This window comes from Mesorhizobium sp. M0923 (assembly GCF_040319365.1).
Classification (GTDB): Bacteria; Pseudomonadota; Alphaproteobacteria; order Rhizobiales; family Rhizobiaceae; genus Mesorhizobium.
Genome location: NZ_JAMYNW010000017.1, coordinates 57525 through 83059, shown reverse-complemented (window position 1 = coordinate 83059; position 25535 = coordinate 57525). Strand labels below are relative to the sequence as shown.

20 protein-coding genes and 1 pseudogene are annotated in these 25535 nt (G+C 63.0%); 7 read left to right on the top strand and 14 right to left on the bottom strand.

The features are described from left to right. Positions 1–23: 23 nt before the first annotated feature. The 4 genes from NKH89_RS25330 to NKH89_RS25315 all read right to left on the bottom strand — a co-directional run bounded on the left by NKH89_RS25330 (position 24) and on the right by NKH89_RS25315 (position 5133). A complete protein-coding gene (locus NKH89_RS25330; RefSeq protein WP_352495498.1) occupies positions 24–2276 on the bottom strand; it encodes a transglycosylase domain-containing protein in 2253 nt (750 codons plus the stop codon). A 291-nt stretch (positions 2277–2567) separates the two neighbouring features. Beyond that, complete coding sequence (locus tag NKH89_RS25325) at positions 2568–2819, bottom strand: hypothetical protein (RefSeq protein WP_352483601.1); 252 nt, start codon at positions 2817–2819, stop codon at positions 2568–2570. Positions 2820–3023: 204 nt separating this feature from the next. After that, entirely contained in the window at positions 3024–3644 is a 621-nt protein-coding gene (locus NKH89_RS25320) for a ribonuclease D (protein ID WP_031193995.1), read from the bottom strand. A 103-nt stretch (positions 3645–3747) separates the two neighbouring features. Continuing rightward, positions 3748–5133, bottom strand: coding sequence for a M20/M25/M40 family metallo-hydrolase (locus NKH89_RS25315; protein ID WP_352910475.1), 1386 nt, complete (start codon positions 5131–5133; stop codon positions 3748–3750). 445 nt (positions 5134–5578) lie between these two features. On the opposite strand from NKH89_RS25315, the gene polA reads away from it, so the two are divergent. After that, positions 5579–8527 carry a DNA polymerase I gene (gene polA, locus NKH89_RS25310; protein ID WP_352592671.1) on the top strand — a complete coding sequence of 983 codons (2949 nt, stop codon included), beginning with the start codon at positions 5579–5581 and terminating at the stop codon, positions 8525–8527. A 228-nt stretch (positions 8528–8755) separates the two neighbouring features. Here polA and NKH89_RS25305 read toward each other — a convergent pair whose 3' ends face one another. Beyond that, entirely contained in the window at positions 8756–9160 is a 405-nt protein-coding gene (locus tag NKH89_RS25305) for a Fur family transcriptional regulator (RefSeq protein WP_023721937.1), read from the bottom strand. A 211-nt stretch (positions 9161–9371) separates the two neighbouring features. Here NKH89_RS25305 and NKH89_RS25300 point away from each other — a divergent pair, with 211 nt between their 5' ends. The 3 genes from NKH89_RS25300 to NKH89_RS25290 all read left to right on the top strand — a co-directional run bounded on the left by NKH89_RS25300 (position 9372) and on the right by NKH89_RS25290 (position 12757). Beyond that, positions 9372–11573: a caspase family protein gene (locus NKH89_RS25300; protein ID WP_352483604.1), complete on the top strand. Its 2202-nt coding sequence runs from the start codon at positions 9372–9374 to the stop codon at positions 11571–11573. A gap of 111 nt (positions 11574–11684) precedes the next feature. Further along, a complete protein-coding gene (locus NKH89_RS25295) occupies positions 11685–12056 on the top strand; it encodes a hypothetical protein (protein ID WP_352483640.1) in 372 nt (123 codons plus the stop codon). Next, on the top strand, positions 12053–12757 hold the full coding sequence (locus NKH89_RS25290) for a DUF4760 domain-containing protein (RefSeq protein ID WP_352483605.1): 705 nt from the start codon (positions 12053–12055) through the stop codon (positions 12755–12757). The genes NKH89_RS25295 and NKH89_RS25290 overlap by 4 nt, the downstream gene beginning before the upstream one ends. Positions 12758–12908: 151 nt before the next feature. On the opposite strand, the gene NKH89_RS25285 is transcribed toward NKH89_RS25290, so the two are convergent. Then, positions 12909–13991 (bottom strand): trypsin-like serine peptidase, encoded by a 1083-nt coding sequence (locus tag NKH89_RS25285; protein WP_031194911.1) that lies wholly within the window; start codon positions 13989–13991, stop codon positions 12909–12911. 308 nt (positions 13992–14299) lie between these two features. Between NKH89_RS25285 and NKH89_RS25280 the strand changes: the two are divergent. Beyond that, positions 14300–15474: pseudogene (locus NKH89_RS25280) on the top strand (S1 family serine peptidase). Between the two features lie 73 nt (positions 15475–15547). Here the strand turns inward: NKH89_RS25280 and NKH89_RS25275 are convergent. Then, positions 15548–15898: a hypothetical protein gene (locus tag NKH89_RS25275; RefSeq protein ID WP_352816855.1), complete on the bottom strand. Its 351-nt coding sequence runs from the start codon at positions 15896–15898 to the stop codon at positions 15548–15550. 191 nt (positions 15899–16089) lie between these two features. Between NKH89_RS25275 and NKH89_RS25270 the strand changes: the two genes are divergently transcribed. Next, positions 16090–16419: a DUF2934 domain-containing protein gene (locus NKH89_RS25270; protein WP_352592770.1), complete on the top strand. Its 330-nt coding sequence runs from the start codon at positions 16090–16092 to the stop codon at positions 16417–16419. Positions 16420–16500: 81 nt separating this feature from the next. On the opposite strand, the gene mgrA is transcribed toward NKH89_RS25270, so the two are convergent. From mgrA to NKH89_RS25235, 7 genes are all read right to left on the bottom strand, one after another. Further along, positions 16501–17547, bottom strand: coding sequence for an L-glyceraldehyde 3-phosphate reductase (gene mgrA, locus NKH89_RS25265; protein ID WP_352495501.1), 1047 nt, complete (start codon positions 17545–17547; stop codon positions 16501–16503). Positions 17548–17676: 129 nt separating this feature from the next. Then, positions 17677–18825 carry a Gfo/Idh/MocA family protein gene (locus NKH89_RS25260; protein ID WP_352816858.1) on the bottom strand — a complete coding sequence of 383 codons (1149 nt, stop codon included), beginning with the start codon at positions 18823–18825 and terminating at the stop codon, positions 17677–17679. 12 nt (positions 18826–18837) lie between these two features. Continuing rightward, positions 18838–19584, bottom strand: coding sequence for a sugar phosphate isomerase/epimerase family protein (locus NKH89_RS25255; protein WP_352910469.1), 747 nt, complete (start codon positions 19582–19584; stop codon positions 18838–18840). 87 nt (positions 19585–19671) lie between these two features. Beyond that, entirely contained in the window at positions 19672–20802 is a 1131-nt protein-coding gene (locus NKH89_RS25250) for an ABC transporter ATP-binding protein (protein ID WP_051409752.1), read from the bottom strand. Positions 20803–20807: 5 nt separating this feature from the next. After that, positions 20808–21743 (bottom strand): carbohydrate ABC transporter permease, encoded by a 936-nt coding sequence (locus NKH89_RS25245; RefSeq protein WP_352789309.1) that lies wholly within the window; start codon positions 21741–21743, stop codon positions 20808–20810. Further along, positions 21736–22629, bottom strand: a complete 894-nt coding sequence (locus NKH89_RS25240) for a carbohydrate ABC transporter permease (RefSeq protein WP_023721950.1) — start codon at positions 22627–22629, stop codon at positions 21736–21738. Before NKH89_RS25240 ends, NKH89_RS25245 begins: the two co-directional genes overlap by 8 nt. 107 nt (positions 22630–22736) lie before the next feature. After that, positions 22737–23975 (bottom strand): ABC transporter substrate-binding protein, encoded by a 1239-nt coding sequence (locus tag NKH89_RS25235; protein WP_031194918.1) that lies wholly within the window; start codon positions 23973–23975, stop codon positions 22737–22739. Between the two features lie 396 nt (positions 23976–24371). Here NKH89_RS25235 and NKH89_RS25230 point away from each other — a divergent pair, with 396 nt between their 5' ends. Beyond that, positions 24372–25442, top strand: coding sequence for a LacI family transcriptional regulator (locus NKH89_RS25230; RefSeq protein WP_352910466.1), 1071 nt, complete (start codon positions 24372–24374; stop codon positions 25440–25442). Positions 25443–25535 lie beyond the last annotated feature (93 nt).

Sequence of the window (25535 nt, the reverse complement as noted above, 5' to 3'; positions counted from 1 at the left end):
TTTTGCCGCGAACAACGACAAAGTCAGCCGCCTGTCAGAATATCGAGGATCGAGGTCTGCCGCTTCTTGACCGGGCCGCCGACATTACCGGGCGGCACCGGGTGCTTGATCGATCCGGTGGCGCCGTCGACCCCCGGCATGGCCAGGCCGCCGACATCGACCGTCTCGGCAGGACGCACTGGACGCGAAGCCGACTGGGTAGCTGCCGCAGGCGGCGCCGATTGGCCAACGGAAGCGACCGGCGCCGGCGGCGCCGTGTCGGACGGTATGTCATCCGGGACGATGGTGTCGGGTGGCGTCGACTTCCAGGTTCCAGGCAGCGGCCGCACCGGCACGCCCTCATGCGCGGCGACCATGAACTCGTGCCAGGCCTGCGCCGGCAGTGCGCCGCCGGTGACCTTCTTCATCGCGCTGCCGTCATCATTGCCGAACCAGACGCCGGTGGTCAGATTGGCGGTATAGCCGATGAACCAGGCATCGCGCGAATTCTGGCTGGTGCCGGTCTTGCCGGCCGCCGGCCAGGCGAACGCCGCCTTCCTGGCCGTGCCGATCTCGACCGTGCCTGTCATCATCGAGTTCATCATGCCGACGACATCGGGCTTGACGACGCGCGGCGCACCGCCGCCATTGTTTTCGTAGAGCACCTTGCCGTCGCTCGTCGTGACGCGGCGGATGAAATGGATGTCGGGCTTATAGCCGCCATTGGCGAAGGGAACATAGGCCGAGGTCAGTTCCAGCGGCGTCACTTCCGAGGTGCCCAGCGCGATCGAAGTGTTGGCCGTCAGCTCGGACTGGATGCCCATGCGGTGCGCCGCCTCGACCACCGCATTCGGTCCGACTTCCATGGTCAGCTGCGCGGCCACCGAGTTCAGCGATTTTGCCAGCGCCGTCGCCAGCGTCACCTTGCCGAAATATTTGCCGCCGTAATTGTCGGGCGTCCAGTTGCCGATCTTGATCGGCGCGTCATTGCGCACGCTGTCCGGCGTACGGCCGGATTCCAGCGCCGCCATATAGACGAACGGCTTGAACGCCGAGCCCGGCTGGCGGCGCGCTTCCGAGGCGCGGTCGAACTGGCTGGTCGAATAATCATAGCCGCCGACCATGGCGCGCACCGCGCCGGAATTGTCGATCGACACCAGCGCGCCCTGGCTGACATTGAGCTTCTTGCCGCTCTGGTCGATCAGCCGGCGGATCGATTGCTCGGCGAGCTTCTGCAGCGTCAGATCGACGGTCGTGTCGACGACGATGTCGCGGCGCACGTCACCGATCAGGTCGGGCAGTTCTTCCATGATCGTATCGGCGACATAGTTTTCCGAGCCGGTCCAGTAGGACGGCGCGCGCGTCGCCGGCGCGCTCATCGCCGTGGTCATCTCCTTGGCGCTTATCTTGCCCTCGTCGCGCATCGCGGCGAGCACCAGCTGCGAGCGCTGCTCGGCCGCCTTTGGGTCGCGTGCCGGCGACAGCCGTGACGGCGCCTTGAGCAGACCGGCGAGAAGTGCCGCCTCCGACAGCGTGACGTCGCGCGCGCTCTTGCCGAAATAGCGGCGCGAGGCCGCTTCGACGCCATAGGCGCCCGAGCCGAAATAGACCCGGTTGAGGTACATTTCGAGGATCTGGTCCTTCGTATGCTTGTGCTCGAGCCACAGCGCCAAAAGCACTTCCTGCACCTTGCGCTCCAGCGTGCGGTCCGGCGTCAGGAACAGGTTCTTGGCCAGCTGCTGGGTCAGCGTCGAGCCGCCCTGCGAAAAATGCCCGCCGAGCACATTGGTCATCATTGCCCGGGAAAGGCCGATCGGGTCGATGCCGAAATGCGAATAGAAGCGGCGGTCTTCGATGGCGATGACGGCCTCGGGAATATAGGGCGACATTTCGTGCAGGCCGACGGCCTCGCCGCCGCTCATGCCGCGATTGCCAAGCAGCTGGCCGTCGACCGAGACGATCTTGATGTTGGGGGCGCGGTCGGGAATGGCCCAGGTGGTGGCCGCCGGCATTTTCGCGCCGTAATAGACGACGATGCCGGCAGTGGCGATACCGCCCCAGATGGCCAGCACGAAGCACCAGTAGAACAGCCGGCCAAGCACGCCGAACGCGCCGCGCCGGCCTTTGCCGCGCCCGCCGCGTGACGGCTTGGCCTTGGTCGATTTGCGCTTTGCGGCGGCTTTGCGGTTGTTCGGCACGACGCGGTCCTCCTCGCTCACCGAAAAACCGGCCGAGGATCTCGCCCCCGGCGATGTCTCGAAGCTGGGTTCGATGCGACTGTCTTTCCGGTTCGCCATGCGCTGTGCTGTCTTCCCCATGCCTATGGCGTTCGGGTTGAAGACTAGATGCGGCGATTTAAGGGCGGGTTAAGTCGGGAAAAATCGAAGTAAACTGTATTCAATCACTTGCGAAGCACGCCCGGCTCGCGACAGTGCCAAAGCCGAAACGAAAAAACCCGCCTCGGCAGGCGGGTCGTTGGCGCCAATAAGCACCATAGCGGGATTAATAGCATAGCTGCCGGCACAAAGCAAGAACAAAATACGCTTCGCCTCAGAATAATCACTTCAGTTCGACGGTTGCGACCACCCTCAGTCGTCCGCGTCCGGGTCGTCGGAGGCGGGCCGCCAGCTGATCGGTTCGATCTTCTTTTGCGTATGGCCGTCCGTATAGGCCCACCAGCCGGCGTCGCTTTCGTCCCAGTCGCCGCCGGCCGCCTTCAGCCGGTCGAGCGAACGGTATTGCGCGATGCTTTCGTTCATCACGCCGTCCCTATCCTGCCAGTAGACGGTGACCTTGGAACCGTCCTTGGGTGCCGTTTCGATCGGTTTTCGCGCAGCCATTTCCATTCCTCCCGGTGAAGCGAACGGAGCGCCGGGACAAGCGCCCTCGGTTCCTGGCCGATGGCCTTTATGAGAATTCGCTCCGGCGAGACATATGGCGTGGTTTTCGAGAACCGGAGCGCAGCGGACATTTGGGTCCGTGAGCACCGGAAGCGGAGAAAACTGCGCCAGATGGCCGCCGGAGTAGAATTATCATGAAGGCCATTAGCTGTGGGCGAAGATATCCTCCTCATCCCAGCCCATCAGGTCGAGTTTCGCACGCGTCGGCAGGAAGCGGAAGCAGGCATCGGCCTCCCTGGTCCGGTTGTCGCGCGCCAGCCGCGCGCTCAGCACGTCGCGCAGCCGGTGCAGGTAGAGCACGTCGGAGGCGGCATATTCGAGCTGCTCGGGCGACAGCGTCTCGGCCGCCCAGTCCGAGGATTGCTGCGCCTTCGACAGGCCGACCCCGAGAAGCTCGAAGCAGATGTCCTTCAGCCCGTGCCGGTCGGTGTAGGTGCGCGTCAGCCGCGACGCGATCTTGGTGCAGAACACCGGCTCCGGCATGACGCCAAAGGCGTTGTAGAGTACGGCGAGATCGAAGCGGCCGTAGTGGAAGAGCTTGGTGATGCTGCGATTCTTCAGCAGGCTGACGAGGTTCGGCGCCTTCCTCTGGCCGGGCGCGATCTGGATGACGTCGGCCGAGCCGTCGCCCGGTGAGATCTGCACGACGCAGAGCCGGTCGCGATGCGGGTTCAGCCCGAGCGTCTCGGTGTCGATAGCGACCGCCCCGACATCGTAATGCAGCAGGCCGGGCAAATCGTTTTTGTGGAAACGTATGTCGCTCATCGTCTTCTCCGGTCGCGGCCCCGTGCAGCGATACGCGACGGGCCGTGCCCGTCCTTGCCGTGATCCGGTGAAAAATCAACACAAAGTTGATTGTGACGCAATTTCAGCGTGTCAGCGCCTCGAGAATGCGCGCCCAGGAGCGCTGGCCCTTGTGGAAAGAGCTCATCTCGTACTTCTCGTTCGGCGAGTGGATGCGGTCGTCGTCAAGACCGAAACCGACCAGCAGCGATTCCATGCCGAGATAGGTCTGGAAATCGCCGACCACCGGGATCGAGCCGCCGCTGCCGGTCACCACCGCCGGCTTCGGCCACTCGTCGGACAGCGCCTGCTTGGCCTTGGCGAGAAAGGGCGAGTCGTAGGAAAGCTGGATCGCCGGCGAGGCGCCGTGCGGATGGAATTCAACCGAGCAGTCGGCCGGAACGCGCTGCCTGACGAATGCCTGGAAGGCGGCGCGGATTTTTGCCGGATCCTGTTTGTGGACGAGGCGGAAGGAGACTTTTGCCGAGGCTTGCGCGGCGATCACCGTCTTGAAGCCCTTGCCGGTATAGCCGCCGATGATGCCGTTGAACTCGGCCGTCGGGCGCGCCCAGGTCAGTTCGAGCACCGAGCGGCCCTTTTCGCCGGACGGAATCGACAGGCCGATCGGGCCGAGGAAGGTCTCGGCGGTCTCGCCCAGCGACAGCCACGACTGCAATATCTGCGAGGGCGTTTCCTCGACGCCGTCATAGAAACCCGGAATGGTGACGTGACCATCCTCATCGTGGATGTCGGCCAGGATTTTTGCCAGGATGCGGATCGGATTGGCGGCCGCACCGCCATACAGCCCGGAATGCAGGTCGCGGTCGGCGGCCGTCACCGTGATCTCCTCGCCGACCAGCCCGCGCAGCGAGACGCAGATCGACGGCGTATCGCGGTCCCACATGCCGGTGTCGCAGACCAGCGCGAAATCGGCCTTGAGCTCGTCCGCATTCGCCTCGAGAAACGGTTTCAGCGACGGCGATCCGGACTCCTCCTCGCCCTCGAACAGGATCGTGATTCGGCACGGCAATCCGCCATGCACCTGCTTCCACGCGCGGCAGGCCTCGACGAAGGTCATCAGCTGACCCTTGTCGTCGGCCGCGCCGCGGCCGGTGATCACCTTGTGGCCGGGCTCGATCTCCTTGACCGCCGGTGCGAACGGGTCGCTTTCCCACAGCTCGACCGGATCGACCGGCTGGACGTCGTAATGGCCGTAAAACAACAGATGCGGCGCGCCTGCCGGCCCGTCGTGATGCGCGACCACCATCGGATGCCCCGGCGTGTCGCGCACGCTGGCGTCGAAGCCGATCAACTTGAGCTCGGCGACCAGCCATTCGGCGGCCTTGCGGCAGTAGGCCGCGTAGTCCGGATCGGTGGAGATCGACTTGATACTGAGCAGGCCGAACAGGCGTTCCAGGCTCTGGTCGAAGTTCTTGTCGAGGCGGTCGAGGACAGGGGAAACTGCGGACATAGGCGGGCCTTTCGATTCTGGCGGCGAATCTAGAGCCCATGCGGCCAAACGGAAAGCCCGCGAACGTTGGGCCACGGGCAGGATCGGGTCGAAAGGCAAAAAAATGCCGCCGTGGTGGAGGGGGAACCACGGCGGCCTTACTCGAAACGATGCGGCAGCCCGGAGAGGGGGGATAGGCTGCCGCAAGTGTCCGGGATAGGCGGGGGACGGGCCTTGCTCCGGACTTCGGCGAAAACTGCCGATGGCGTTTATCTGTGTCTGCGAACGTGGCGATTCAAGGGCACAAAAATTACACTTTTGTAACATAGGCGTGAGCGAACAAAGCTCCGGCCAAGCCGCCAGGCCGGCCAAGCTCACACGCCATTTGTCAGGGTGTTGCCGGAACCCTTGGCGCAAGCCGCCTTTGGCATGGACCGCGGCGCTGCGCCGCGCTATCCCTCGTGCCATGAAAAAAGGCGATCATCTCTTCCTTGTCGACGGCTCCGGCTACATCTTCCGTGCCTATCACGCGCTCCCGCCACTGTCCCGCAAGTCCGACGGGCTGCCGACCAGTGCCGTGCTCGGCTTCTGCAACATGGTCTGGAAGCTGACCCAGGACGCCCGCAACACCGATGTCGGCATCGTGCCGACGCATTTCGCCGTGATTTTCGATTATTCGTCGAAGACCTTCCGCAACGACCTCTACCCCGAATACAAGGCCAACCGCTCGGCGCCGCCGGAAGATTTGATCCCGCAATTCGGCCTGATCCGCCAGGCGACCAGGGCCTTCAACCTGCCATGCCTTGAGACGGAAGGCTACGAGGCCGATGACCTGATCGCCACCTATTGCCGGCTTGCCTGCGAAGCCGGCGCCGACACCACCATCATCTCTTCCGACAAGGATCTGATGCAACTGGTCGGCCCAACGGTTGCCATGTACGACCCGATGAAGGACCGCCAGATCGGCGTTCCCGAGGTGATCGAGAAATGGGGCGTGCCGCCGCAGAAGATGATCGACCTGCAGGCGCTGACCGGCGATTCGGTCGACAATGTGCCGGGCGTGCCCGGCATCGGGCCGAAGACGGCGGCGCAATTGCTCGAACAGTTCGGCGACCTCGATACGCTGCTCGCCCGCGCCGGCGAGATCAAGCAGGACAAGCGGCGCGAATCGATCATCGCCAATGCCGACAAGGCGCGCATCTCGCGTGACCTGGTGACGCTGAAGAACGACGTGCCGGTGACCGAGGGGCTCGACGAGTTCGTGTTGCACGCGCCGGACGGCCCCAGGCTGATCGGCTTTCTCAAGACCATGGAATTCTCGACGCTGACCCGCCGCGTGGCCGAAGCGACGGGAACCGACGCGGGCGACGTTGCGGCCACTCCCGTCACAATAGAGCGTGCCGATACCGCGCATGGCCCCGATATGGGTTTTGGGCTGCCCGCGGCCGCCGAGAGCGCACCGCCGTCGGACGAAGCGGCACTCGAAGCCCCGGCCGCAGCCAGGCAAGGCGACACCCCATCCCTGCTTTCGGCGCTTCGCCTGGAGGCTGCCACCGCCCGCAAGATCGACACCAGCGCCTACGCCTGCATCCGCGACGCCGCGACGCTGAAGGCCTGGATCGCCGAGGCGATGGAGAGAGGCATCGTCGCCTTCGACGTTAAGGCCTCCTCGCCCGATCCGATGCGGGCCGAACTGATCGGCCTTGCCATGGCCGTCGCGCCTGGCCATGCCGCCTACGTGCCGCTTGCCCATAAAAACGGCAATGGCGACCTGCTCGGCGGCGGCGCGGTCGACAACCAGATCTCGATCCGCGACGCACTAGCGTTGCTCAAGCCGCTGCTCGAGGACAAATCTGTCCTCAAGATCGTGCACGACATGAAATACCGCCTCGTCGTCATGAGCCGTCATGGCATCGAGATCGGCCCCTATGACGACACCATGCTGATCTCCTACGTGCTCGAGGCCGGCACCCATGGTGGCCATGGCCTGGAGGCGCTGGCCGATAAATGGCTCGGCCACGCGACCATTCCGCTGAAGGAACTGGCCGGTTCGGGAAGAAACTTCGTCGGCCTCGATCAGGCCGACCTCGGCAAGGCGACGGCTTACGGCGCCGAGCACGCCGACGTCGCGCTCAGGCTCTGGCAGGTGCTGAAGCCACGCCTTGCCGCCAAGGGCCTGGTCTCGGTCTATGAACGGCTGGAACGGCCGCTGGTGCCAGTCCTGTCACGGATGGAACAACGCGGCATCTCCGTCGACCGGCAGATCCTGTCGCGGCTCTCCGGCGAACTGGCACAAGGTGCGGCGCGGCTCGAGGACGAGATCTACCAGCTGGTCGGCGAGCGCATCAACATCGGCTCGCCAAAACAGCTCGGCGACATCCTGTTCGGCAGGATGGGCCTGCCCGGCGGTTCGAAAACCAAGACCGGCCAATGGTCGACCTCGGCGCAGCTTCTCGAAGACCTCGCCGCCGAAGGCCACGAATTGCCGCGCAAGATCGTCGATTGGCGCCAGCTGACCAAGCTGAAATCGACCTATACCGATGCCCTGCCCGGCTTCATCCATCCCGACACCAAGCGCGTCCACACCTCCTACGCGCTTGCCGCGACGACGACCGGCCGGCTGTCGTCCTCGGATCCCAATCTGCAGAACATCCCGGTGCGCACCGTCGAGGGGCGAAAGATCAGGACGGCCTTCATCGCCGACAAGGGCAACAAGCTGGTTTCCGCCGACTACAGCCAGATCGAATTGCGCGTGCTCGCCCATGTCGCCGAAATCCCGCAGCTAAAGCAGGCCTTCGCCGACGGCGCCGACATCCACGCCATCACCGCCTCGGAAATGTTCAACGTGCCGGTCGAGGGCATGCCTTCGGAAGTGCGCCGCCGTGCCAAGGCGATCAATTTCGGCATCATCTACGGCATTTCGGCCTTTGGCCTCGCCAACCAGCTGTCGATCGCACGCGAAGAAGCCGGTGACTACATCAAGAAATATTTCGAGCGCTTCCCCGGCATCCGCGACTATATCGACGCCACCAAGGCCTATGCGCGCGAGCACGGCTTCGTCGAGACCATCTTCGGCCGCCGCATCCACTACCCGGAGATCAGATCGTCAAACCCCTCGATCCGGGCGTTCAACGAGCGCGCCTCGATCAACGCACGCCTGCAGGGCACCGCCGCCGACATCATCCGTCGCGCCATGATCCGCATGGACGAGGCGCTGGAGAAGGCGAAGCTTTCCGCCCGCATGCTGCTGCAGGTGCATGACGAACTGGTCTTCGAGACGGCCGAAGCCGAGGTCGAGGCGACGATTCCCGTCGTCTGCCACGTCATGGAGAACGCCGCCATGCCGGCGGTATCGATGTCGGTGCCGCTGCACGTCGACGCCCGCGCCGCCAACAACTGGGAAGAGGCGCATTAACGTCCCGTCTGCAGCCGGCTAAGTCGCGATCCTTCCCACCCCCCTCTGTCCTGCCGGACATCTCCCCCGCAAGGGGGAGATCGGATGTCGCCCCGGCTTTCGCCAACCGTCGGCGTTGCAAAAATGGGCGGTGAAATTGAAGCTGCCAATCTCCCCCCTTGCGGGGGAGATGTCCGGCAGGACAGAGGGGGGCGCTGTCCCGCCAGCATCTCGCGGCTTAGTAAGCCCTCAAGCCGCTTCAGCCAAACACTTCGCACAAGTCCCACGAAACTCGATCACCGCCTTCTTGGCGGCGAAGCCGGTCGAGCGCACCCATTCGTCGAGCCGGTGGCCGACATCGTGGTCGGAGAACTCGGTCACCTGGCCGCAGCTGTCGCAGATGGCAAACGCCGTCATCGAATGGCTGTGGTCGTGCGGCTCGGCACAGGCGACGAAGGAATTGAGGCTTTCGAGCCTGTGCACGAAGCCGGACTTCACCAGCGTGTCGAGCGCCCGATAGACCTGCAGCGGTGCGCGAAAACCGCGCTCGCGCAATTGGTCGAGCAACGTATAGGCGCTGAGCGGCCCGCTGGCGGCCTCGAGTTTCTCGAGAACGCAAAGCTGGTTCTTCGTCAGTACATCCCTTGCCGCCATGATCCCGTTCCAAGCCGCTCCGTGCCGATCACTGCCAGTTCGCATGCAATTCGACCTCTTGCACTGAGATAGCGACGAACTGCTATTTTTGCTACTGTTTCTATTCGCAGCCGGTGGTCGGCTGGCCGGCGGCGCCATATTCAAAATACTGACAAAATCGTCAGCCAGGCTGGCCGTGCTTGGAAATTCGATCGGGCTTGGGGAAGCAACCATGATCAAAGTGACGCGGCGGACGCTGCTTGCCGGCACGTCTGCGCTGGCCGCTGCCGGCCTGGTGCCGTTTCGGGCATTCGCAGCGGCGCGCACCTACCATGCGCTGCTTGTTGCCTGCACCGATTACCCGAACCTGCCGAAGAAAAACTGGCTGATCGGACCGAAAAACGATGCCGGCCTGGTGCGCGATTACCTCCTGGGGAACACGCCCGCGCCGGTAAAATTCCTGGCCGAAAACGTCACGCTGCTCGCCAAGGATGTCGAAGGCGCCAACGGACCGCCGACACATGCGGCGATCAAGGCAGCACTCGCCGACCTTGCCGCCAAGGTCCAGCGTGATGATTTCGTCTATCTGCATTTGTCCGGTCACGGCGCGCAACAGCCCGCGGCGACCAAGGGCGACGAGACCGACGGCCTCGACGAAATTTTCTTGCCGTCCGACATCGACAAATGGGTCAACCACGAACAGGGCGTGCCCAATGCGCTGGTCGACAACGAGATCGGCACCGCACTCGACGCCATTCGCGACAAGGGCGCCTTTATCTGGGCCGTGTTCGACTGCTGCCATTCCGGCACGGCGACGCGCGCCGCCGAGGTCGACGACGAACTGGAACGCAAGGTCGAGTTCGCCGATCTGGTCGGCGGCGACGATGCTGCCAGGGCGGCTGCGGTGAAAGCCTATGACGGGATTGCGTCGGCCGCGCCGCGCGGCTTTGGCGAGGACGGGCAGCGCAAGCCGGCCTTCAAGCTGGCGCCGACCGGCGCCGAGCCGACCACCAAGGGTAAATTGGTCGCCTTCTACGCGGCGCAGACGGTGGAGACGACGCCTGAGATGCCGCTGCCCAGGGGCACGGCCGATGCGCCGCGTTTCGGGCTGTTCACCTTCACCATCCTGTCGAAACTGGCCGAGAACCCCAACATCACCTACCGCCAGCTCGGTCAGTCGGTGCTGCAGCAATATTCGGCGGACGGCCGCACCCGGCCAACGCCGCTGTTCGAGGGAGAACTCGACGCACGCGTCTTCGGCACCGACAAGACCGATGCGGTCATGCAATGGCCGATCGTCGTCAAGGACGACAAAGCCACCATCGGCGCCGGACTGCTGCATCGCCTCACCCCCGGCAGCAAGCTGGCAATCTTGCCGTCGGCGCTGTCGCCGCTGTCCGAGGCGCTTGGTTATCTCCAGGTGCGATCGGCAAAGAACCTGGAGAGCCGGGTCCAGCCGGTCGAGTTCGGCGGCAAGCCGGCGCTCAAGCTGGCTGACATCCCCGCCAATGCCTATGCCCGGCTCGCCGAGCTCGCCGTCGACTACAAGCTCGTGGTCGCGCGGCCGGCAGCGGCCAAAGGCCTCGAGAAAGAGGCTGCGCTGGCGAACTCGGTTCTCGACGATCTGGCGGCCAGGGAGAACTCAGGGTTCCACATCGCGCTGGTCGAGCCGGGCAAGAGCGCAGATCTGCGTCTCGCCGTGCTGCGCGAGAATGCCATTGCCGGCGCCGCAGAAGACGCCACCGACGCGCCGGCGCTGTGGTTCCTGCCAGCTTCGGGCGACATGACGCTCAAGGATGGCAGCAAGCCGCCGCTGATCGTCATTCATCCGGACGGCCGCGAAAAGCTGATCGACGCCGCGGCCAGGAACCTGACGAAAATCTTCCGCGCCATCGGCCTGTCGAGGCTGGCCGCCGCTTCGGATTATCGGCCGGAAGAGGTCGACGTCGAGTTCCGGATCAAGCGTCTGGACAGTGACGCGCTGCAGCCTATCGAGCCGTCGACGGTGCCGCGTGTTTCGCCCGACGATCAGGTGCATGTGCTGGTCTGGAACGGCTCGACCAACCTGGTTGACATCAACGTGCTCTATGTCGGCTCCGACTATTCCATCCAGCATTTTCTTGCCGAGCGCCTGACCGAGGGCGCCGTGCTCGAGGAAGGCCTGTTCAAATTCACCGACACCAGCTTCGGCATGGAGCAGATGATCGCCGTCTTGACCGAGGCGCCGCCGCAGAGCGAGAAGCAGGACCTGAGCTTCCTGGCGCAAGCGGGGGTTGTCTCGGTAACGCGCGGACTGGGACAGCCAAGTTTCTCCGATATGCTGGCCGATATCGGCATGGCGCCGGCGACGCGGTCGGCCATGCGGCTCACCGACGACAAGGCATCGAAGGGCGCCGTGATGATCTTCCCGATGGAGACGGTGCCGCGCGCCTGAGGCGGGATCAAGCGCCCGGCCAGGCCTCTTGCCTGATCGGCTGATAATGAACATTCTTCGACCGCCGCTGTCGGCGGCCGAACGGAACGGATGAGGGCGTTCGTGAACAGGATGGTATTTTCGTGGCGCGCAACAACCGCCGGCCTTGTCGCCGGGCTGTTGCTGGCCGCCAATGCCTCGGCGGACGAGATCTGCGGCCTTTGCGCCAAGGAGGTCGTCATCAACTCCGAACTGGCGAGTTGCTTTCTCGATCAGTACGACCAGATCGCCAAAACCGGCAACACCGCCGTCGTCGTCGATCTCAGCAGCTGCACCTCACGCGGCGTGGTCGAGCCGTTGCCGTCGCCTGGCAAGCCGCAGGTGGAGCCTGACGTGCAGTTCATCGTTTCGCGGGCGCAGCTGGATTGCCTGAAGAAGAAGCTGGAGACGCCGGGCATCGTGCTCGATCCGTCAGCTATCATCGAACTGGACAGCTGCGGATGACGAAAGCAGGGAGCGACGCAACGCAGCAGGCAGGGGCGGCGCCGGTACCGCAAAAGAAGCCGGCGTCACTGCCGGAAACCGTCGAAGGCCTGCCTTGGGTGAGCAATCACGAGGTCAAGAAGGAGGCGAACCCGTTCACCGATCGCGACTGGCGCATGCTTGTCTATGCCTGGTCCGGATTGCTGGTACGGCTGGCGATCATCTTCACCTTGATCTTTTCGGTCTACCAGTTCCTGGCAAACCAGGAGCAGAAGCGTGTCGAACAGACGATGTCGCTGGTCGAGCTCTGGGAAAGCAAGGATTACCAGCAGGCGCAACGGGCCCTCAAGCAACGCCTGGCGACGCTCAATGCCAAATACGGCAATCTGCTCAGCGCCAATCCCACGCCGACCGAGGAACAGGTCTATCGGCAACGCATCGGCATCGAGGCGATGAGCGCAACCGGCGGCGACATGCCGCTTGCCGAGTTCAGCGACAATTTCGACCGCATCGTCTATTTCCTCAACCGTCTTTCCTTCTGCGTCGAAGGCAGGCTTTGCTCGCGTCAGGTCGCCGACTCGTATTTCCGCGACTATGCCGCCTCGTTCTGGAGCTATTTTGCCGGCTATATCGACAAGGAGCGCAAGGCCGGTTCGCCGACCTTCGCCCTGCCAATCGAGAACTATGTCCGCCAGGCGCCACCCCCGGCCCAATCCAGATAATCCCCGAAAATGCGAAAGCCGGCAACGGAAATGCTCCGCCGCCGGCTTTGATTGGAGCATTTTGCAGCCAAGTGTGATCATATTTGGCGTCGCAGAAATGCCGCTAAAATAGATAACCCGCCCCGATGATCGCGGCGCGCACTCTGCAGGCCTATTTGTACAGGCTGTTGATCCACTGGACGTTGATGGCGTTCAGGCGCACGGCGGTATTGGCATCCGGGCTCTCGGCCACGTTCACGCCGGTGATGACGCGCTGCTTGGAGCCATTGTCATAGGCATAGACCGAGCTGCCGCTCGAACCTGGATACGTGTCGCAGTCGTACTGGAAATACTCGGTGGCGATGTTTTCGGCGTGCACTTCGCAGGTCGCCTTCCACATCGTGCCCATCGGCTTGTCGCCGGGATAGCCGATGATGTTGGCGGTGAAATCGCCGAGATCCACATAGTTGGCATAGCCCAGCCAGCCGAGATTGGTGCCGACATCCTGCTTGAGAGTGACGATGCCGAGATCCCACGGCACGACAGAGCCGTAAAAGCCTTGGTAATTGTCGATGAAGCCCTGGACGATATAGGCGCTTTCATAGGTGAAGGCGCCGAACGGAGCGTCGTCGGCGGTCTTGCCATTGAGAGCCGGCACGAACAGGATATCGTCGAGCCAGGCCTTGTCCTCGTGGCTGTAGAGGCAGTGCGCCGCGGTGAGCACCGTGCGCGGGCCGATCAGTGTCGCCGAGCAGCTGCCATAGCTGCCGCTCTTCGATTTGCCTTCGAGATAGCCGATCGCGGTGAACGGGTAGGTTTTGGTATTCTTGATCTGCTCGCGGTCGTCCGTCCCGAACACCTGGCGGCCGGCCTCTTCGCCTCCGCTTAGTCCGGAATTATCGGACTTCTGCCCGTCGGCGGGCGCGTTCATTTCCTTGATGACAAGGTCCTTCAGCGTCTCGTTCGGGTCGATCTTGATGTCCTTGCCATCGGCGGAGCGGCCGACGATGCCATAAGATTTGACTGCCGTTGCTTCGTCGGCGAGCGGCGCGGCGCGGTTGGCCTCGTCGTCGGTCAGTTTCGGCGGGGCGATCGGTTTCGCCCGGCCGGGCTTGTAATCGCCCGATGTCACGTCCCGCATGCTTTCGCCGTTGCCAGCATTGGCGGAGCCTGGATCGGCAGCCAAGGCAGGAACCGCCCACATTGCGGTGGAAAGCAACGCGGACGCAATAATGCTATGTGTCAGTTTTGTCATGGTGAGACTCTCCCAAAAGTCAGCAAGGACTGGATCAAGATAGAGAAATATTGTCGAGATCGTGGTGGTGACGAAAAATGAAATTGGTTGCCGGCGCCTTTACCGGGCCATTATTCAGTGCAGCCAGTTTAGGTCCCCGCCAAAAATGCCCGCAACGGTATACTGCCTAAATTAATCCAACATTGGCAATGACAAATTGCTTTCACATAGCCCGTGGGGGGCTATAGGATTTGGGCGGGCTTGGTTCGACAGCACGATTAGCAAAAGTGGTGCTCGGTTTTGTGACGGATCGCGCTCCGCCTTGGAGCATGATCTCACCGGCCGGTTCCATTTCAGTGGATCATGCGTCCGTGGCTGACCTGTCGGAATATTGTCTCAGGGGGTTCGAGGTGAAGATCATCCATAGGTTCAGACCGATTGCCGCCGCCGCGCTGCTCGGCATCGCGGCGGCCTTGCCGGTCGTTGATTTCGTTCATGCCACGGACGCGGCCGCCCGGCCGGAGGCGGCGATCTCGCCGATGAAACGCGTGGCCGAGGCCAGGGCAAAGGCCAGGGCGGAGAACCCCGACGGCGCCGATCGCGTCTACGGCGGCAAGCAGGCCGAGACGGGCGCCTACCCGTTCCAGGTGGCATTGCTGACCACGGGCAAGCTGGACAAAAGCCCGGCCTCGCAGGCGAATGCGCAGTTCTGCGGCGGCAGCCTGATCGCGCCGCAATGGGTGCTGACCGCGGCGCACTGCCTCAATGACGACGGCGAGCCGATTTCGCCTGATGTGGTCACCGTGCTCACGGGCGCCACCGATCTCAGCGAGGGCAAGCGCTACAAGGCGGTGGAGATCATCGTCAACGAGGGCTACAGCGAGCAGACGCTGGACAACGATCTCGGCCTGATCCGGCTGGCCGAGCCGGCCGATGCCCCGACCATCAAAATTGCCAGTGAGCCGACCCCGACGCCGGCAAGACGACAGTCACCGGCTGGGGCAAGATGCAGGACGGAACATTTCCCACCGCGCTGATGGTCGCCGACCTGGACCTCCAGCCGAACGCAACCTGCAACAGCGGCATCAAGGCGATTTATGCGCATGATTTGAAAGCAGCGCTCGGCGAGCTCGCCCGCCGCATGCGTTATTCGGAAAGGGGCATCGAGGCGGCCGCCAACGCGATTGCTGCCGACATGGCGGATCCGCTGACCGGCAACATGATCTGCGCCGGAACGGCCAGCGGCGAGCGCGACGCCTGCAATGGCGACAGCGGCGGACCGCTGTTCATGACCGGCGCCGATGGTCCGGTGCAGGTCGGCGTCGTCAGCTGGGGCGAAGGTCCGGCCGACGGCGGCACCGCCTGCGGCCACAAGAACGCCTACGGCATCTACACGCGGCTGGCCAATTACACCGGCTGGATCGAGGAGAAGATGAAAAGGGCAGCGCCCGTGCCCGCAGCACCCAAAGCCCTCGGCACGGCGCAGAAGCCGGCGACCCCCTGACCGGCGTCACCCGCTGAACGAACGAACGGCGCGAGCAATCCCGCCGCTTCTGCCCGGAAACTTTTGGTCGGAACTAGAACCAGCGATCGCGGCGCTGGTCTGTGGCGGCCAAGGCGAGGCCCAGTAGCGCCCCTACTGCCGCTCCGAGTATGAATGCGGACGATACTGTGCCGGGATTCTCCTGGACGACCCCGGAAACCGTTTGCGCCCTGTTGCGCAGGGCTTGCGCCGTCCGGGACGCGCGGTCAGCAGCGCTGTCATACCAGTCGCCGGCCTCTTCGATCGTCTCTTCCGCGCGTTCGGCCAAGGTCCGATTGATCTTGTTGATCTCACGCCTCAGCTGCGCGACCTGCTTCTCCAGGGCTTCCTGAGCTTCACGTTGAGTCATCTTCGGTGCTGCGGATTCGTTCGGGTCGTCGGCCATGGTAATCTCCTTTGCGGAAGGCTCGGCTCAACGGTCGGCCCACTGTACAGGTTCCTCGGCAAAACGATTCTGTCCGGTGTTTGTTCTGTGAGAACCCGGGATTTGTCCGGCATGTGTGCGAAATCGGCTTGAACATCGGATCGTTCCGGCGCTCCCCGCGTTGGTGAAAACGCCACAAGGGAGGAGCCGTCATGGACAACGATCGGCATGAAAAGATTCGGCAACGAGCCTATGAAATCTGGATGCGCGAGGGCCGCCCGGATGGCGCGCATGAGCGTCATTGGCAGCAGGCGAAGCAAGAGCTTGGCTACGATGAGACGATGACCGGCCAGGCTGATGATGACGCGGCCGAGCACGGTCCGGCTGGAACGATCGCCAGTTCCGACGTTCTGACGGTCGAGGCACTGGCGATGCGCACCGGGATAACCGGTGATCAGGCGCAAGAGTTGATCGACAGGCTCGGCAACGACAGAGCCGCACTCGAAGAAGCCGCGCGGAACCTCAAGGCAGCCGAAAGTTAGCCGCTGGCCACCGTGTCGAAGACAGCTATCAGTTTGCGCTGCCGCGTCTTTCGATGAAAACGGACCGCGGACCGTCTCCGCCTACTTCCTTGGCGGCCCCTTGCGCTCGGCCGACGTCGCCCAGAGATTGATGTCCGACTCGCGTGCAAAGGTGTCGATCTCGGCGAGCTCGGCATCGCTGAAGTCGAGCGTCTCGAGCGCGCCGACGCAATCCACGACCTGTTCCGGCCGGCTGGCGCCGATCAGCGCCGACGTCACCCTGCCCCGGCGCAACACCCAGGCCAGCGCCATCTGCGCCAGCGTCTGGCCGCGGCGACGGGCGATGACGTTCAGCGCCTCGATATTTGCGATCGATTTGTCGTTGATGAATGCCGGGCGCAGCGACTTGCCCTGGCTGGCGCGGCTGCCATCGGGGATGCCGCCGAGATATTTGTCGGTCAGCATGCCTTGTGCCAGCGGCGAGAACACGATGGAACCGACGCCAAGCCCCTCGAGTGTATCGAGCAGGCCGTCGTCCTCGACCCAGCGGTTAAGCATCGAATAGCTCGGCTGATGGATCACGCAAGGCGTGCCGAGCTGCTTCAAAATGTCGGCGGCTTCGCGGGTGCGCTGTGAATTATAGGAGGAAATGCCGGCATAGAGCGCCTTGCCCGAGCGCACCGCGTGATCGAGCGCGCCCATCGTCTCTTCCAGAGGGGTGTCGGGGTCGAAGCGATGGGAATAGAAGATGTCGACATAATCGAGCCCCATCCGCTTCAGGCTCTGGTCGAGGCTGGCCAGCACATATTTGCGGCCGCCCCATTCGCCGTAAGGTCCTGCCCACATTTCGTAGCCGGCCTTGGTCGAGATGATCAGCTCGTCGCGATAACCGGCAAAGTCCGTCCGCAGGATCTCGCCAAAGGCCCGCTCCGCCGAGCCGGGCGGCGGGCCGTAATTGTTGGCGAGATCGAAATGCGTGATGCCGAGATCGAAGGCCTTGCGCGTGATTGCCTGCTTGGTTCTATGCGGCGTGTCATCGCCGAAATTGTGCCACAGCCCGAGCGAGATCGCCGGCAGCTTCAGGCCGGACCGCCCGCAGCGATTGTAGACCATCTTTTCGTAGCGGTTCTCGGCGGGAACATAGGGCATGGGAAATCCTCATATCGAAACGAGCCCGACGGCTGTCGCCGCGACGCACGGCAGCCGAGCCTTCCGCACCTTTAGCCTCTCCCCGCGCAAACGGGGAGAGGCTTTTACGGTGCTTGGGAGGTGCGCCGCCTACTTCGTTTTCTTCTTCGCCAGCAGCTCCTTCGCTGCCTTGACGCCGAGTGCCGCGGGCCGCTCGCAGCTGGTCTGCATGGCGACGAACTTTCCGGTCTCGCCAGAACGCAACAGGCCGGTCATGACATCGACGGCATGCAGCGCCAGTTCCATCGAGCAGCGGTGCGGCCGGCCTTCGGTAATCGCGATCGCCATGTCGGCAAGGCCGGCGGTGCGGTAGTTGGCCATCATGCCATGCGAATGCATCTCGTTGGGCACGCCGAACGGATGCCGCCATTTCGGCAGCTTCTTCACCGGCTTGGCGGCCTCGGTGTAGCGCACCTCGCCGCCGAAGAAATTCGGATCCGGCACGAACACCGTGCCTGCCTCGCCATAGAGCTCCATCGGCGCGTGGCCATGGCTCCAGACATCCCAGCTGGTGTTGAGCGTCACCACGGCGCCGTTCTCGAATTCCAGCACGCCATGGATCGTCGTCGGCGTGGAGACCGGGATCTTTTCGCCGGCGCGCGGCTTCGAGCTGATGATGCGTTCCGTCATCGGGATCGAAGCAAAAGCCGCGACCTGCTTCACCGGCCCGATCAGCTGGATCAGGTTGGTGATGTAATACGGTCCGATATCGAGCACCGGCCCGGCGCCCGGCTGGAAGAAGAAGTCCGGATTGGGGTGCCAATGTTCCATCCCATGGCTCATCACATGACAGGTGCCGCTGGTGATCCTGCCGAGCCTGCCGGTGTCGATCAGGTCGCGGACAAGCTGGTGCGCGCCGCCGAGGAAGGTGTCGGGCGCCGAACCGATGCGCAGCCCCTTGCTTTCGGCCCGTTTCTTCAGGTCGAGCCCTTCCTTGACCGAGAGCACGAAGGGCTTCTCCGAATAAACATGCTTGCCGGCGTCGAGAATCTGCTTCGACACCTCGTAATGCACCGCCGGAATGGTCAGGTTGACGATGATGTCGATATCGTCGGCCTTGAGTAGCCCCTCGACGGTCTCGGCGCGCAGCTTGAACTCTTTTGCCCGCGCTTTCGCCGCTTCCATGTTGATGTCGGCGCAGGCGCGCATCTCGATGCCACGGAACAGCGGCGCCAGCGAGAAATACGCCTTCGAGATGTTGCCGCAGCCGATGACGCCGATGCCAAGTTTTGTTGCCATGCTGGTGTGCTCCTAATAGGTCTTGGCGGCTGCGATCGAGCGGCGGGCGAAGCGCGCGATATCGTTGGGATTGTCCTGTTCCATGACGTAGTATTTTGCGGCGCTTTTGGCGCGCAGCGCCTTGATCAGGCCGGGCCAGTCGATGGTGCCGTGGCCGACATCCGACCAGCCGTCCTCGTCGAGTCCCTCGCCCGCCTTGGCCATGTCCTTGACGTGGACGGCGACGATGCGCTTGCCGTGCTTCTCGATCCAGGGCAGCGGATCGACGCCGCCGCGCACCACCCAGGCGACGTCCATCTCACAGCCGATGTCAGGCGCCGAGGACAGAATATGGTCCTGCGGCACCGAGCCGTCGGCAAGCGCCTTGAACTCGAAATCATGGTTGTGCCAGGCAAAGCCATAGCCGGCTTTCCTGGCCGTCTCGCCGACCTTGGCCAGGCGTTCGCCGAAGCCGCGCCAGCCGGCTGTGTCGGCCGGCCTGAACTCGGCGTTCAGGAACGGGCAGATGAGCAGCGTGATGCCGAGCGCGTCGGCCGTCCTGCGCACACCATCGAAATCCTTCTCGAGCGCGTCGATCGAGAAATGCCCGGTCGGCATGGCAAGCCCGTTCTTGTCGAGTTCCGCACGGAATGCCTTGGGATCGTCATAGACACCACCGAACCCTTCGACTTGGCTGTAACCAAGCTCGCCCAGCATCTTGAGCACGCCCTCCCAGGGCTGGAAATTGCGGGCACTGTAAAGTTGGAATGACCAGTTCATCGTCTCTGTCCGTTTTCTTGTGGATGGTTAGTCTTGGGGGGATGAGTCTTGGGGGGAATGGAAGAGTCTTGGGTGGCTAGATCTGCTCTAGAGGCGGTTACCTGTGGCGGCGTCGAACAGCGAGGCGCGCATCGGATCAAAACCGATGCCGACCGCCTCGGCGTTGTTTGGCGTGCGCTCGGCTGTCACCCGTACCGTGAAATTCTGGCCGCCGAGCTTCAGCCAGACCAGCGTGTCGGAACCCATGGGCTCGACGACCTCGACACTTGCCGTGGCTGCGAATGGCCATCCCGTGCCGCTGTTGAACGCGACGTGCTCGGGGCGGATGCCGAACACGGCCGGCCCCGGCACCGGGTCCTTCTCGAAAGCATAGGTGGCAAGCGGAATCCGTACATCCTCGGCGACGAAGTGCCAGTCGCCGTCCGCCTGCTCCAGCCTGCCGTCGAGGAAGTTCATCGCCGGCGAGCCGAGGAAGCCGGCGACAAACCGGTTGACCGGCCGGTTATAGATGGTCTGCGGTGCATCGAGCTGCTGGATGACGCCGCCCTTCATCACCGCGATGCGGTCGGCCAGCGTCATCGCCTCGATCTGGTCGTGGGTGACGTAGATCATGGTGTTCTCGAGCTTGCGATGCAGCAGCTTTATCTCGACGCGCAATTCCGCGCGCAGCTTGGCGTCGAGGTTGGAGAGCGGCTCGTCGAACAGAAAGACATCGACGTCACGCACAAGTGCGCGCCCGATCGCCACGCGCTGGCGCTGGCCACCGGACAGAGCCGCCGGCTTGCGATGCAAAAGCGGCTCGATCTGCAGGATCTCGGCGGCCCGGGCGATGCGCTTGGCGATCTCGTCCTTGGCGAGGCCGGCAACGCGCAGCCCAAACGACAGGTTCTTCTCCACCGTCATCTGCGGATAGAGCGCGTAGGACTGGAACACCATGCCGATGCCGCGATCCTTGGGCTCTTCCCAGGTGACGTTCTTGCCCTTGATGAAGATGCGGCCTTCGGAAACGTCCAGCAGCCCGGCAATGCAGTTGAGCAGGGTCGACTTGCCGCAGCCGGACGGGCCGAGCAGCACGATGAACTCGCCTTCTGCGACATCGAGGTTGAGCGTCTGCAGCACCGATATCGCGCCGAAATTCAGCGACAGGTTCTGGATCGAGACGCTGGTGCCGTTTGCCCCGCTGCTGCCGTTTACCTCAACACTGCCGTTTGCGTTCATCGCCATCATCCTTTCACCGCGCCGGCGGCGATGCCGCGCACAAACAATTTTCCGGACAGGAAATAGACGATCAGCGGCACCAGGCCGGTCAGGATGGTGGCTGCCATGTTGACGTTGTATTCCTTCACGCCTTGCACCGAGTTGACGATGTTGTTGAGCTGCACCGTCATCGGATAGGTGTCGGGGCGGGTGTAGACGACGCCGAACAGGAAGTCGTTCCAGATGCCGGTCACCTGCAGGATGATGGCGACGACGAAGATCGGCAGCGACATCGGCAGCATGATGCGGAAATAGATGCCCCAGAAGCCGGCGCCGTCGACACGCGCTGCCCGGAACAGCTCCTCCGGCATGGAGGTAAAGTAGTTGCGGAACAAAAGCGTGAGGATCGGCATGCCGAAGATGGAATGGACGATCACCAGGCCGCTGAGGCTGCCGTAGAGGCCGACCTCGCGCAGGATAATGACGATCGGATAGATCATCACCTGATACGGGATGAAGGCGCCAACGATCAGGATGATGAAGAAAGTGTCGGCCCCTTTGAAGCGCCAGTTGGCCAGCGCATAGCCGTTCACCGAGGCGAGCGCGATCGACAGGATCACCGACGGGATGGTGATGCGCACCGAATTCCAGAAGCCACGCGACAGCCCGTCGCAGTTGAGCCCGGTGCAGGCGCTCGACCAGGCCTTGACCCAGGGCTCGAAGGTGATCTCCATCGGCGGCGAGAAGATGTTGCCAAGGCGTATCTCAGGCATGCCTTTAAGCGATGTCACCACCATGACGTAGAGCGGCAAAAGATAGTAGAGCGCCACCACGATCAGCGTGCCGTAGAGGAAGATGTTGCGGCGCGAGAACGTGTGGCGCGGCTTCGGTCCGCTCGGCCCGTAGGCTTCGAGCCCGCCGGCGTCGCCAATGGCAGGCAATGAGACGGCATGGTCAGACACGCTTCTTGCCTCCGAACTCGAGATAGGCCCACGGCACGATGACGATGATCACCGACAGCAGCATCATCGTCGAAGCGGCGAACCCTTGGCCGAGGTTCTGGGCGAAGAACATGTAATCATAGACATATTTGGCCGGGACTTCGGAGGCGATACCGGGCCCGCCGCTGGTCTGGGCGACGACAAGGTCGTAGACGCGAACAATGTTGGAGGCGACGATGACCAGCGTGGTGATGAAGACCGGCCGCATCATCGGTATGATGATGAACAGATAGGTCTTCCAGGTCGGTATCCCGTCGACCCGCGCGGCCTTCCAGATATCCTCGTCGATGCCGCGCAGGCCGGCCAGCATCAGGCACATTATCAGCCCGGTGCCTTGCCAGAGAGCGGCGATCAATATGCCGTAGATGACGATGCTGGAATCATAGAGCGGATTGAAGCTGAAGCTCGTCCAGCCGAGGCTGCGCACCACTGCCTGGACACCGAACTCGGGGTTGAGCAGCCATTGCCAGACGAGACCGGTGACGATGAAGGACAGGGCGAAGGGATAGAGGAAAATGGTCCGGAATGTGTCCTCGAACCGGATCTTCTGGTCGAGCAGGGCAGCAAGCAGGAAACCGATTACCAGCGAGAACACCAGCGACAGCACGCCGTAGATCAGCAGGTTCTCGATCGAGATCAGCCAGCGCGGCGTCGCCCACAGCCGGTAATACTGGTCGAGACCGACGAAGTGCAGCCGCGGCAGCAACTTGGAATTGGTGAAGGAATAGAACACCGTCCAGACGGTGCCGCCAACAAAGATCACCAGCGCGGTGAAGATCATTGGGATCGAGGCGATTTTCGCATTGAGGTTGCGAAAGAGTTGGCTGGGGCGTTCGCTCTTGCTCATCTGCACAGCCGCGCTGGATCGGGTAAGGGCGGGAGGGTCAAGAGGTCTTGACCCGAGCTCCCGACCCTGCGCTCGCAGGGGCGGGAGTGAGGCGCTTGATCGATCGCTCAATCGGCCGAACCGACGATGGCGGCGAAGCGCTTCTGCGCATCTTCCACGGTCATGTCCTGCTTGGCGAAGAACTCGGAGAACAGATCCTCCTTTTGCTTCTGCGTATCCTGCGAAAGCAACTGGTCCGTCCAAGGCATGACATTGCCCTTGGCGAGGATTTCGAGGCCCTTCTTCATGCAGTCGTTCGCCGCCTTGAGGTCGACGTCGCCGCGCACCGGCAGCGAACCCTTCTTGAGATTGAAGGCGACCTGCGTCTTGGGATCAAGCAGCGTGTGGGCCAGCACTTCCTGCGCCTTCGATTTTTCGGGATCCTTCAGCAGCGGGAAGTAAAAAGCGTCGCCGCCGGTGGCGATCATCTCGTTGAGGCCGAGGCCCGGAAGGCAAGTATAGTCCTTGCCGGCGGTCTGGCCGGCAACCTGGAACTCGCCCTGCGCCCAGTCACCCATGATCTGGCCGCCGGCCTTGCCGGTGATGACCAGGTTGGTGGCCTGGTTCCAGTCCTGCACATTGGTGTTCTTCGCCATCTTGCGGGCGTCGTCCGCGGCCTTGAAGACCTTGGCGACTTCGGGCCCGGCGGCGAATTCCGCGTCCTTGTCCTTATAGACCTTGAGGAAGGCATCGGTGCCGCCGACCGCCGCGAGCAGCACGTCGAAAGCGCCGGAGGCCTGCCAGGGCTGGCCGCCGACCGCGAGCGGCTGGATGCCTGCTTTTTCAAGCGCGGGCGCCGCAGCGACATATTCATTCCAGTTCTTCGGCACCGGCACGCCGGCTTTTTCGAAGGCGGCGTTCGACAGCCACAGCCACTGCCAGGAGTGGATATTGACCGGCACGCAATAGATTTTGCCATCGAGGGTACAGCCGTCGAGCAGGCTCTTCGGCTGCACGATTTCCGTCCACTTTTCCTTGGTGGCGAGATCGGTGAGGTCGCGCATCAGCCCGGCCTGCACCAATTCTTCCGCCTGCCGGCCGTGATTGAACTGGGTCGCGCCCATCGGGTCGCCGCCGGTGATGCGGCTGATCATGATCGGCCGCGCTGTGCCGCCGGAGCCGGCGATGGCGCCGTCAACCCAGTGATTGCCGGTTGCGTCGAAAGCCTTGGCGAGTTCGGCGACCGCTGCCGCCTCGCCGCCGGAGGTCCACCAATGGGTGACTTCCAGATCCGTCGCGGCCGCCGGGCCGGCGAATTGCAGCGCGGTCGTCAATGCCAGCGCAGCAGTCATGAGTTGGTATCGCATTTCGTTCCTCCCAGAATCTGAAACGTTACAGATTTTGGATACGGCAATTGCTTCGGACGCGCAACCCCTCAGGCAAATCCGGCGCCAAATTTTTTCGAAGCGCGAATAAAATCACCTGGCCTGTCGAGCTACCGCATCGCAACAAGAGAGGTTGCACTGCAAAAAATTGGTGCTGCGACGCCAGAAACCCGGAAAAGCCCGTTTCAATCGTTCTTTTTTGCGCCGACCGGAGTACCGCTCGTTTTGCGCCTATCACCAGTGATATCGCGACGGCAGTGACAATCTGTAACGTTTCAGTATATAGCGGTCTCATTCGGTGAAGGCCCGCGGCGTACCCGCGGCCCGCCGATTGCCGGCCTGCCCGGCAACTGCTATGCGCCTGACGGGGCGGGACGAATGAACAGGCATCAAAAAGAGAAGGCCGACGAAGCGTCGGGGCAGGGCCGGCCGACACTGAAGACGCTCGCCTTCATGACCGGGCTGGGCGTCACCACCGTGTCGCGCGCGCTGAAGGACGCGCCCGAGATCGGCGCCGAGACCAGGCGTCGCGTCCAGCTTGTCGCCAAACAAATCGGCTATCGGCCCAACCGTGCCGGCGTCCGCCTGCGCACCGGCAAGACCAATGTCATCAGCCTGGTGCTCAACACCGAGCACGAGATCATGAGCTTTGTCTCGGACATCATCTACGGTGTTTCGGAAGTCATTGCCGATACGCCCTATCACTTGATCGTGACGCCCTATTCACGCTCGCAGGATCCGCTCGACCCGATCCGTTACCTCGTGGAAACCGGTTCAGCCGACGGCGTCATCATTTCGCGCACGCAGCCGAACGACCCGAGGGCCCGTTATATGCTGGAGCGCGGCATCCCCTTTGCTACGCATGGCCGCACCGACATGGGGCTGATCCATCCCTACCATGATTTCGACAATTACGCTTTCGCAGCCGAGGCAGTGCGCCATCTGGCCGGCATCGGCCGCCGCCGGCTGGCACTGCTGGCGCCGCCGGTCGAGTTGACCTATCACGGTCACACGCTGAACGGCTTTGCCGATGCGCTGAGCGAGGTCGGTGCCAGCGAGATTCCGTTCAACACCGTTTCGATCGATCATTCGATCGAGCAGATCAGAATGCGGACCGCGCAGCTGATGCGCCGCGACGTCAGGCCGGACGGTTTCATCAGCAGCGCCGCCGCCGCGACGCTTGCCATCGTCGCCGGCATCGAAGACGCCGGCCTCAAGCTTGGCCGCGATGTCGATGTGGTGTCCAAACAATCGTCGGAGCTTCTGCACCTGTTTCGCAGCGAATTGCTGGTCGTCAACGAGAACTTCCGGCTGGCCGGCGCCGAACTCGCCCGCTCGGTGCTGGGCTGGATCGGCGGCGCCGCACCTGGCTCCCTGCAGAGCCTGAGCAAGCCGGGCGAAGTGCAGGCTTATCGCCGCCCCGACCAGAGCGGGATACGTTCAGATTGATCTACCATCCGGCTCCGTCTATTTATCATAGCCGCATTTCTGCGGTGCCAAGTGATTCCACTTGGTTGCAAAATGCGCGCTGCTGACTGGCAA